The 11,045-nt window shown below is 69.3% G+C and carries 6 protein-coding genes; 3 read left to right on the forward strand and 3 right to left on the reverse strand.

The features are described from left to right. Positions 1–114 precede the first annotated feature (114 nt). Positions 115–1,293 carry a PQQ-dependent sugar dehydrogenase gene (locus tag WBL05_RS13600; RefSeq protein WP_424226673.1) on the reverse strand — a complete coding sequence of 393 codons (1,179 nt, stop codon included), beginning with the start codon at positions 1,291–1,293 and terminating at the stop codon, positions 115–117. 100 nt (positions 1,294–1,393) lie between these two features. Then, a complete protein-coding gene (locus WBL05_RS13605; protein WP_424226675.1) occupies positions 1,394–1,963 on the reverse strand; it encodes a TetR/AcrR family transcriptional regulator in 570 nt (189 codons plus the stop codon). A gap of 176 nt (positions 1,964–2,139) precedes the next feature. Here WBL05_RS13605 and WBL05_RS13610 point away from each other — a divergent pair, with 176 nt between their 5' ends. The 3 genes from WBL05_RS13610 to WBL05_RS13620 all read left to right on the forward strand — a co-directional run bounded on the left by WBL05_RS13610 (position 2,140) and on the right by WBL05_RS13620 (position 8,759). Next, positions 2,140–6,579, forward strand: a complete 4,440-nt coding sequence (locus WBL05_RS13610) for an acyl-CoA dehydratase activase-related protein (protein WP_424226677.1) — start codon at positions 2,140–2,142, stop codon at positions 6,577–6,579. Between the two features lie 51 nt (positions 6,580–6,630). Continuing rightward, positions 6,631–7,509, forward strand: a complete 879-nt coding sequence (locus WBL05_RS13615) for an NAD(P)-dependent oxidoreductase (protein WP_424226679.1) — start codon at positions 6,631–6,633, stop codon at positions 7,507–7,509. Positions 7,510–7,670: 161 nt separating this feature from the next. After that, the gene (locus WBL05_RS13620; RefSeq protein ID WP_424226680.1) at positions 7,671–8,759 is read left to right on the forward strand and encodes a glutathione S-transferase C-terminal domain-containing protein; all 1,089 of its coding nucleotides are present in this window, start codon (positions 7,671–7,673) and stop codon (positions 8,757–8,759) included. Positions 8,760–8,976: 217 nt separating this feature from the next. Here WBL05_RS13620 and WBL05_RS13625 read toward each other — a convergent pair whose 3' ends face one another. After that, positions 8,977–10,641: an ABC-F family ATP-binding cassette domain-containing protein gene (locus WBL05_RS13625; RefSeq protein WP_424226682.1), complete on the reverse strand. Its 1,665-nt coding sequence runs from the start codon at positions 10,639–10,641 to the stop codon at positions 8,977–8,979. Between the last annotated feature and the right edge of the window lie 404 nt (positions 10,642–11,045).

Raw genomic sequence — 11,045 nt, forward strand, 5'->3', positions numbered from 1 at the left:
CGCCGACCCAGCACCGGGGACCGGTCTTGCGGAGGCCATGGTGGCCGGCCGGGGCGCTGCTGCCGCGCTGACCACGGCGGCGTCCTCGACCGGCTAGGCCGGGGCGCGCGGGCGTTACTGGATGACCCGGACGCACACCAGCCGGTTCACCCCCGAGTTGCTGCTCAACGCCAGCAGGTCGCCGTTGGGGTGCTGCGCCAGCGCCACACTGGAGCCACCCGGATCGGGTGAGTTCAACGTCATCGGCTGACCGACCACCTCACCGGTGACGTGCAGGAACCACAGCCGCGGCCCGGTCAGGTTGCTGATCGCCAGGTCGGCCTCGAAGGCACCCCATTGCGCCCCGGAGATGAAGGTGGCCGGGCCGAGCTGCTGACTCACGTCGCCCGAGTTGTAAGCGGCGGGCCGGGCGTTGGGCAGCGACAGGTCGGTCATCGGCACCCCTTCGGTCCGGTACTCGGTGACTGACGCGGACGCCGGGTTCCAGCCGTAGTTGCCGCCCGCCACCACGACGTTGATCTCATCCTCGCGTCCCGGGCCGCGGTCGATGGCGTAGAGCTGGCCGCTGGCCGGGTGCCAGGCCAGCCCGGTCACGGCGCGGTGGCCGTAGCTGTAGACCAGCTGAGTGACCATGTCGCTGCGGTCGGCGAACGGATTGCTGTCGGGTGCGGCGCCGGTCAGCGGGTCCAGGCGCAGGATCTTGCCGCCGAGCGAGGTAAGGTCCTGCGGTGTGGACGGGTCCCCGCCGTCCGAGGTGCCGACGTAGAGCAGCCCGTCCGGCCCGAACCCGACCTGGCAGCCCCGATCGGCCTCGTTCTCGGGCAGCGGCAGGTCGGTCAGCAGGGTGGCGCCGGCCTCCGCCCGCTCCAGTTCGTCGTCGAGGCTGATCCTGGTCACCCGCAGGTCGGATGCGGTGCGATGGCAGACGTACAGCTCACGGTTGTACGAGAACGCGGGTGAGGCCGCCAACGACAACAGGTCGGTGGCTTCGCCGAGGACGCTGGTGAGATTGTGCTGGATGGGTTCCAGCGGCTGGTCCAAGCGGTACCGCAGCAGCTGCGGGCCGTCGGCGACCAGCGTGGTGCCGTCGGGGGTGATGGCCAGCGCGTTCGGGGCCTGCAGGCCAGTCGCCAGCACCTGGTAGTCGGTCGGCGGCACCGGGGGTGGCTGGGCGAGGCCGGACATCGCGTCGGCGGACACCGATTCGGGGGAGATCAGGTCGGCGGCCACGCAACCGGTCATCAGGATGGACGCCGCGCCGGCAGCGACGATCCGGCGACATCGCCGGGCCATGCTGGGCGCGGCGACTCCTCGGCTGGTCGACCGTGCTCGCACGCGCCCAACTGTTCCGCATTGTGAGCGCAGATGCCAACGTTTCATATTATGAATCGGGTCAACCATTCTTAGACAGCTTCAGTAGCTGCACCGCCTGGTTCCGGTAGCCCGACTCGTCGAACCCGTCGACCAGAACCCGCTGCGAGGCGTAGCCGAGCGTCAGACCGGCGAGCAACTGGCTGTAGCCGCTGACCCGTCCGCCCGGGATGTCGTTGGCCTGCGCCCAGGCCAGCATGGTCTCCTCCATCGAGTCGCGCAGCAGGGCGAACTCGGCCCGCAGCTGCTGACCCAGTTCGTCGTCGGTTCCCGCACCGGCGCCCAGTTGGGCGAGCAGGTCGCCGAGCTCCGGCGCCACGGCCAGCGCGTTCATCGCGAACGATGCCAGTTCAGCCGGCGAGGCCGGCCGGTGCCGGTACTCCTCCAACGCCCGCAGCGGCACCGCGATGGCCTCCCGGGCGACCGCGACGACAACGGCGTTCTTGCCACTGAAGTGGTGGTAGATGGCACCTGCCGAGGTGCCGGACAACTTCACCAGCCGGGCGATCGAGGCCCCCTGCACGCCATGGCTGCGAATCAGTTCGCCCGCGGCGTCGATGATCGCCTGCCGGCTGGTGGTCTTGTCGGTCACCTGCCCACCCTAGATCTCGGCGCCGCGGCACCGGTCGGCGGGGGTTGTCGACCGGGGACGCGTCGAACTCCACAAGGATCGGCGCGGCAACTTGTCCGAACCCCGGTGGGCCTGGTGGGCCGGCGATGGGTTACTGTGAGAATCAACCAGAATGATCGTTCTGTATGCACAACCGGATGAAGGACGATATGAGCAGCGCCCTGTCCCTGGGTCTCGATGTCGGTTCCACGACGGTGAAAGCCGTCGTCGTCGACGAGGACGAGATCGTCTTCAGTGACTACCGCCGCCACAACGCCGACGTGCGTGGCGAGCTGGCCAACCTGCTGCGCGACGTGCAGGCACACTTCCCGAGCGACCCGGTGAAGGTCGCCATCACCGGCTCCGGCGGCCTGGGCGTGGCCAAGGCGATGGGCGTCCAGTTCGTCCAGGAGGTCATCGCCGCCACCGCGGCCATCGAGCACCTCAACCCAGAGGTCGACGTGATCATCGAACTCGGCGGCGAGGACGCCAAGATCACCTACCTGCACCCGGTTCCCGAGCAGCGCATGAACGGCACCTGCGCCGGCGGTACCGGTGCCTTCATCGACCAGATGGCCACCCTGCTGAAGGTGGACGCCGCCGGGCTGAACTCGCTGGCCGCCGACTACCAGAACCTGTACCCGATCGCGTCCCGCTGCGGGGTGTTCGCGAAGTCGGACGTCCAGCCGCTGCTGAACCAGGGCGCCGCCCACTCCGATATCGCCGCCTCGGTCTTCCAGGCCGTCGCCACCCAGACCGTCGCCGGCCTGGCCTGCGGACACCCGATCCGCGGCAAGGTGATCTTCCTCGGCGGGCCGCTGCACTTCCTGCCCGAGCTGCGAGCGGCCTTCGTCCGCGCGCTCGGCGAGAACGTGGACGAGTACATCACTCCCGACAATGGCCAGCTGTACGTGGCGCTCGGTGCGGCGTACAGCGCAATGGGACCGGCACTGAGCCTGCCGCACCTGGCCGCCGGCCTGGAGGCCGCCAACCAGATCGCCGTCACCACCCGCAGCATGCGGCCGCTGTTCGTCGACGCGGCCGAGCGGGCGGAGTTCGACACCAGGCACGCCCAGGCCGCCGTCCCGATCGGCTCGATGACGGACGTCTCCGGCCCCGTCTGGCTCGGCATCGACGCCGGTTCGACCACCATCAAGTCGGTGGTGCTGGACGCCGAGGGCACCATCGTCTTCTCCACCTACGGCTCGAACAAGGGCGATCCGACCGTCGCCGCGGTCAACATCGCCCGCGAGGTGATCGCCGCGCTGCCCGCGGGCGCATACATCGGCCGCTCCTGCGTCACCGGCTACGGCGAGGAGCTGGTCAAGGCCGCCCTGCACGCCGACGAGGGTGAGATCGAGACCATGGCCCACTTCCGGGCCGCCGCCGCGGTCTGCCCCGGCGTGACCAGCGTCATCGACATCGGCGGCCAGGACATGAAGTACCTGAAGATCCGCAACGGCGCGGTTGACTCGATCTCGGTCAACGAGGCCTGCTCGTCCGGCTGCGGCTCGTTCCTGCAGACCTTCGCCGAGACCATGGGCACCGACGTGCGCGAGTTCGGCCGGCTGGGGCTGGCCGCTGAGAACCCGGTCGACCTGGGCAGCCGCTGCACCGTGTTCATGAACTCCTCGGTCAAGCAGGCCCAGAAGGAGGGCGCCTCGGTGCCCGACATCTCGGCCGGGCTGAGCTACTCGGTCGTCCGCAACGCCCTGTACAAGGTGATGAAGCTGCGCGACCCGTCCGAACTTGGCGACCGGGTGGTCGTCCAGGGCGGCACCTTCCTCAACAACGCGGTGCTGCGGGCCTTCGAGCTGCAGGCCGGCGTCGAGGTCGTCCGTCCCAACATCTCGGGCCTGATGGGCGCCTACGGCGCCGCCCTCACCGCGCGGATGCACTACCTCGCCCCGGACGGCCCGGGCGTCGGCGCGGTCTCGGCCATGATGTCGCGCGATCTGGACGCCTTCAGCGTGACCAGCGAGCAGCGGCAGTGCAAGCTGTGCCAGAACCACTGCAAACTGACCATCTCGACCTTCGACGACGGCTCCCGGCACGTCTCGGGCAACCGCTGCGAGCGCGGCGCGTCCCTGGACGCCCGGCCGAAGAAGTCCGAGGTGCCGAACCTGTACGACTACAAGTACAAGCGGATCTTCGGCTACCGCCGGCTCACCGACGCCAAGGCCACCCGCGGCGAGATCGGCGTCCCGCGTGCGCTGGGCATGTACGAGGACTACCCGCTGTGGTTCACCATCCTCACCGAGCTCGGTTTCAAGGTGGTCATCTCGGGACGCAGCTCGCACAAGTTGTTCCAGACCGGCATGGAGTCGATCCCGTCGGAGAATGTCTGCTACCCGGCCAAGATCGCCCACGGGCACATCGAATGGCTGCTCGACAAGGGCATCAAGACGATCTTCATGCCGTGCGCGAGCTACGAGCGCAAACAGTTCGCCGACGCCGACAACAACTTCAACTGCCCGATCGTGGCGTTCTACCCGCAGGTGCTGGCCAAGAACGTCGAGCGGCTGCGCACCGACCCCGAGGTCAGGTTCCTGGACCCGTTCGTCAACCTGGACAATCCCGAGAAGCTCGCCGAGCGGGTCGTCGAGACCTTCGCCGACTGGGACGTCACTCTGGTCGAGGCGAAGGCGGCGGTCGCGGCCGGCTACGCCGAACTCGACCAGGTGCACGCCGACATCAAGGCCGAGGGCGACCGGGCGCTGCAGTACATGCGCGAGAACAGCATGCGTGGCGTGGTGCTGGCCGGACGTCCGTACCACATCGACCCCGAGATCAACCACGGCATTCCGGAAATGATCACCTCGCTCGGGATGGTGGTGCTCAGCGAGGACGCGCTGACCAACGGCATGGTCAGCTCCGGCTTGGAGCGGCCACTGCGGGTGCGCGACCAGTGGGTCTACCACACCCGGCTCTACGAGGCGGCGTCCCAGGTGGCCACCGAGCCCGACCTCAACATCGTCCAGTTGAACAGCTTCGGCTGCGGGGTGGACGCGGTCACCACCGACCAGGTGCAGGAGATCCTGGAGAAGGCCGGCGACGTCTACACCGTGCTGAAGATCGACGAGGTCTCCAACCTCGGCGCGGCGAGGATCCGGCTGCGGTCGCTGCAGGCGGCCACCCGCGAGCGGCCGGCGTTCGAACCCAGCGCCGAGATCGACACCACCGGCCCGAACCCGGTCTTCGGGCTGGCGGAGAAGCAGACCCACACCGTCTACGTGCCACAGATGGCGCCGATCCACTTCCGGATGCTGGAGCCGATCCTGCGCCGGTCGGGCATCAACGCCGAGGTCCTGGAGCACGCGTCCAACGATGACGTGGAGTGCGGGCTGAAGTATGTGCACAACGACGCCTGCTACCCGGCGATCATGGTGATCGGCCAGCTGATCAACAAGTTCATCTCCGGCGGCGCCGACCCCGACCGGTCGACCGTGGCGATCACCCAGACCGGCGGCATGTGCCGGGCCACCAACTACGTCGGCCTGCTCCGCAAGGGCCTGAAGGACGCCGGCTACCCGCAGGTGCCGGTGCTCGCGGTCAGCGCCCAGGGCCTGGAGACCAACCCCGGTTTCGAACTGACCGCCGGCATGGCCAACCGGGCGATCCAGGCCATGGTGCTGGGCGACCTGATGCAGAACGTGCTGCTGCGGGTGCGCCCCTACGAGCGCCACGAGGGCTCGGCGATGGCGCTGTACCGACGCTGGGACGCCATCACGCGCGAGTTCTTCGATTACGGCGGCTACTCACCGACCCTGAACCGCCGGGTCGGCTACACCTGGCTGGTCAGGCAGATCGTCAGGGAGTTCGACGAGTTGCCGCTGCTGGACATTCCCCGCAAGCCGCGGGTCGGGGTGGTCGGCGAGATCCTGGTCAAGTTCCAGCCGGACGCCAACAACGACGCGGTACGGGTGATCGAGGAGGAGGGCTGCGAGGCCGTCCTGCCCGGGTTGACGGCGTTCTTCCTGCAGGGCATGTACACCGCCGACTACAAGTGGCAGACCTTCGGCCTGGGCACCAGCAAGGGACGCCTCGGGCAGAAGCTGGCGATCTGGGCGATCGAGCAGTACGAGCGCCCGATGCGCAAGGCGCTGGCCTCGGCCGGCGGCAAGTTCGGCGTCCCGGACACCATCGAGGAGCTGGCCGGCAAGGCGCAGCGGGTGATCTCGCTGGGCACCCAGGCCGGTGAGGGCTGGCTGCTGGTCGGCGAGATGGTTGAGCTGATCGAGCACGGGACGCCGAACATCATCTGCGCCCAGCCGTTCGCCTGCCTGCCGAACCACGTGGTCGGACGCGGCATGTTCGCCGAGCTGCGGCGCCAGTACCCGCAGGCCAACGTGGTGTCGATCGACTACGACCCGGGCGCCTCCGAGGTGAACCAGCTCAACCGGATCAAGCTGATGGTCGCCACCGCGCACAAGAACGCCGGCACCCTGAACACGCTGGCCGACTGGCGGGATGCCGACCGGTTCGGCGAGCCGGAGCAGGTCGGCGCGCGGCCGCTGCCAATCACCCCGGTCGGGGTGGCGGCCGGGCTGGTCGCGGCGAATTCCTGCGGGTGTGGCGGGCAGTGTGACTGCTCCTAGACTGGCCTGATCGGCTGGTCGCCGACCACCAGGTCCACCCGAGGAGAAGCCATGACCAATCGCGCAGACACCACCCAGTCCACGTTGCCGGCAGTCGCCGTGCTCGGCATCGGAACCATGGGCGCCGGGGTGGCCCGCACGCTGTCGCGCAGCGGGTTCGAGGTGACCGCCTGGAACCGCAGCCGGGACAAGGCGGAGGCGTTGACCACCGACGGCGTCCGGGTGGCGGACACGCCGGCTGACGCGGTGGCCGCCGCCGACGTGGTGCTGACGATCCTGTTCGACGGCCCGGCGGTCATCGAGGTGCTGGAGCAGAGCCGCGGCTCGTGGCGCGATGACACCCTGCTGGTGCAGTGCGCCACCGTTGGGCTGGCGGCGGCGGGCCAGATCGCCGCGGCGGCCGAACGGGCCGGGGTGAAGATGATCGAGGCCATGATGCTGGGGACGAAAGGCCCGGCCGAGACCGGCCGGCTGCGGATGCTGGTGTCCGGTGAGCCGGAACTGATCGAGCGGGCCCGCCCGGTGCTCGACACCATGGGCGACCGCACCGTGGTGGCCGGCGAGAAGCTCGGCGACGCGAGCCGGCTCAAGCTGGCCTGCAACACCTGGCTCGGCATGCTGACCGCCGGCACCGCCCAGTCGATGGCTCTGCTGCGCGGCTGGGGACTCGATCCGAGGCTGTTCATCGAGGCGGTCGCCGACACCCAGTCCGACTCGCAGTATGTGCCGGTCAAGGGCGGCCTGATGGCCGCGGCCAACTACGACCCGAACTTCGCCCTCGACGGGCTGCTCAAGGACCTGCGGCTGGCCGCCAGCGAAGCGGTGGACGTGGACACCGCCCTGCTCGCCGCCCTGGGTGACCTGTTCGCCAAGGCGTCCGACGCCGGCCACGGCGACGAGGACATCGCGGCGGTCTACCAGGCGCTGTAGCGCTGGACTTGGTGGGGACGCCCGGCGACGAGGACATTGCGGCGGTCTACCGGGCGCTGTAGCGCTCGACTTGGTGGGGACGCCCGGCTGGCTCGCTGCCTCGGCTTGTCCCGGACCCATTCTGCGCGATGATGGTTGAGTCATCAACGAACGGAGCGGCCATGGCCAAGGACTGGGCGGGCGACCCCCGCAACGCGTCGACCGAGGGCGATTTCACCCGCGACGTCACCTACATCGCCGACCGGATCGTGGCGTCCGTGCCGGCTGGTTCGGCACCGACACCGATGCCCGGCACGTCCGGTGGGGTGGGTCGGATGCTTTGGCCCGTGGAGGCCGGCCGGTACCGGCTGATGGCGGCGCGGGCCTGCCCGTGGGCGAACCGGGCGGTCATCATCCGGCGGCTGATGGGTCTGGAGGACGCGTTCTCGCTCAGCCTGGCCGGGCCGACCCACGACGTGCGGTCCTGGAACTACGACGGGGTCTACCCCGGCGACGTCGACCCGGTGCTGGGCATCCCGCGACTGCAGGACGCTTACTTCGCCCGGGTGTCCGACTACCCGCGCGGTATCACCGTGCCGGCGATGGCCGAGGTCGCGACCGGGCAGGTGGTCACCAACGACTACGACCAGATGACCATTGACTTCATCCGCGAATGGAGTAAGTTCCAGCGCCCCGGCGCGCCCGACCTGTACCCGGACGGGCTGGTCGACCAGATCGAGGAGCTCAACGAACTCATCTACCCGAAGATCAACAACGGGGTATACCGGTGCGGGTTCGCGTCCAGTCAGGACGCCTACGAGCGCGCCTACCGTGAGCTGTGGGACGCCCTCGACCAGGTCACCGAGCGGCTGGCTCGGCAGCGCTACCTGGTCGGCGACCACATCACGCTGGCCGACATCAGGCTGTTCACCACCCTGGTTCGGTTCGACCCGGTTTACCACGGGCACTTCAAGGCCAACCGGTCGAAGCTCAGCGAGATCCCGGTGCTGTGGGGCTACCTCCGCGACCTCTTCCAGACCCCTGGCTTCGGCGACACCATCGACTTCCCGGACATCAAGGCCCACTACTACGTCGTCCACAAGGAGGTGAACCCCACCCAGGTGGTCCCGGTCGGGCCCGACCTGAGTGGGCTGCTCACCTCGCACGGCCGCGAGGAGCTCGGCGGTTCACCCTTCGGTGACGGGACGCCGCCCGACCCGGTTCGCCACGACGAGCGGCCGCCGGCGGGCTCGAACCCGCTGTACACCTGAGCCGGGCCGGGCATATCGGACCGCGCACCTGTTTGCAGAGTCCCGGCTGGGGCGAGTGCACGCGAAGGATTGGTAATCCGACACGCTGAACCGCGCCTTCAACGATTCAACGGTCCGGAATCGCAGTTGAGCGGTTCGTTCTACCAATCCGCGGTGCTCCCGGGCGGCCTGCAAGCCGCTGGCTCGAGGGTGCTCGGGTGGGCCCCGCGTCCAGCCTTCAAGCCCGGTGACCCGAAAGGGTCCTTGCGGACCCCAGGTTCAGCCGCATTGTTGGCCAGTCATCGACGTCTCGAAGCAGTTGCCGATCGTGCGTGGAAAGAACCACCGCCGCCGGCGTCCCGCCCGACGCCTCGGTCAACTCGTCGACCAGGGCGATCGACAGGTGGTTGGTGGGCTCATCCAGCAGCAGCACCTGCGGTTTGGTGGCGAGCACCAACGCCAGGTCGAGCCGGCGTTGTTGCCCCATCGACAACGCGCCGATCGGCTTGCCCGTTTCCCGAGGACGCAGCAGGCCGAGCTGGGACAGCCCGACGGCATCCGACGCCGGGAGGGTTCCCGCCGCGACGAGCGCGTCAACGTGGGACGCGTAGGCCTCGCTCGCCCGCCGATGCGTTGGCAGGGCGGTTTCCTGGTGCAGGAATCCGAGCCGGAGGTGCCCGGGTCTACGCACCGAACCGGTGCTGGGCGCCAGTTCACCAGCCAGCACCAGCAGCAGGGTCGACTTGCCCGAGCCGTTGGGGCCGGTCACCACCAACCGACCGCGGTGCGACAGCGAGAACGTGACTGGGCCAGCCAGCCGCTCGGCGACGCTGACGCCCTCGGCGTCCAGCAGCGTGGCGCCGGTCCTGGTCGGCAGGTCCGGGAACCTGAACCGCTGGGGCGGCTCGGGCACGGTCACCGCGTGCGCCTGGAGCTCCTGACGCCGGCGGTGCACGCTCTGCACGATCCCGCCGGCACGGGTAGCGCGTCCGTGCTTGTCGGTGCCCTTCTCCGGACGCCACCCGCTGACCAGGCGGTTCTGCGCCGCGCTGAGATCATCCCGCAGCCGGGCGTGCTCGGTCTGCTGGCGCTCGTACTCCAGTTCCCAGCGGTCACGTTCGGCCTGCCGGCCCTCGCAGTATCCGACGTACCCGCTGCCGTAGAGGCGGGGCCGGTCGTCCGGTGTCGGGTCGAGGTCGAGGACGGTTTCGGCGATGTCGGGCAGCAGCGCGCGGTCGTGGGTGACCAGGACGACACCGCCCGGCCGTGACCGGAGTTGCCCGGTCAGGAACTCCAGCCCGGATCCGTCCAGGTGGTTGGTCGGCTCGTCGAGGAGCAGGAAGTCGTCGTCCGAGCCGAGCAGGCAGGCCAGCCGCACTCGATACCGTTGCCCGACCGAGAGGTCGGCGAGCAGGCGGGTCGGGTCGGTTTCGGCGTCGAGGGCTTCCAGTGCGATCCGCACGCGACGTTCGGCGTCCCAGGCGTCCAGCAGTTCGGCGAGCTCCAGGGCGGAGGCATACTGTTCAGCCGCACCGGGCGCATCGGCGGCGAGCAGGCCGGCCGCCGCGTCCAGCCAGGCCAGGGCGGCGAGGGCATCGGCGATCGCTTCCCGGATGGCCTGGCCGACTGTCCGATCGTCACGGGCGGGCATCTCCTGCTCCGCGAAGCCGAGGGTTCCGATGCGTTGCACGATGCCGGCGTCCGGGGTCAGCCTGCCGTCGAGAACCTGCAGGAGCGTCGACTTCCCGCGGCCGTTCTCGCCGATGATCGCGATTCGGGAGCTTGGGGTCACGGTGAGGTTCACGTGGTTCAGCACGCGGGTGGCCCCGCGCATCACCGAGACGTCGGTGGCGATGAGTTGGGCGCGCTGCCGCGCCGGTAGGTGGGTGGGAGGGGTGAGCATTCTGCATCCTTCGAGGTGGCGCACCAAATGGTCCGCGCGGCGGCGGCGGGTGCGGGATTGACGGCGACCCAGAGGGGTCAGGGACGAGCGGACCGCCGCTTGCTCGGATCACTCAACGAGCGCGGGGCCCTGCTCAGCCGTCACAGGAAATACGGATGCACCCCTTCAGGGTAGCTGGGACTTCCCTGGCCGAGCAACAGTCGTTGGCCGCCTGCTCTCGCACCCCGCGGGCGGCAGCGTCGGCGTCCTCAAGGTCACGCCGCTGTCCGCCGGCTGCCAGTCCATGGACCGGCCCTCGCAAATCGCCAGATCCCGTCACGATGCTGTCCGCCGGCGGGCCAGTAGGTGGCGACGTGCTCGCCGGCCCCTGGCGGCCCGGCTCCGTGGGGCGCTCTGCGTCGGGC

This window comes from Brooklawnia sp., from assembly GCF_049651565.1.
Taxonomy (GTDB): domain Bacteria; phylum Actinomycetota; class Actinomycetes; order Propionibacteriales; family Propionibacteriaceae; genus Brooklawnia.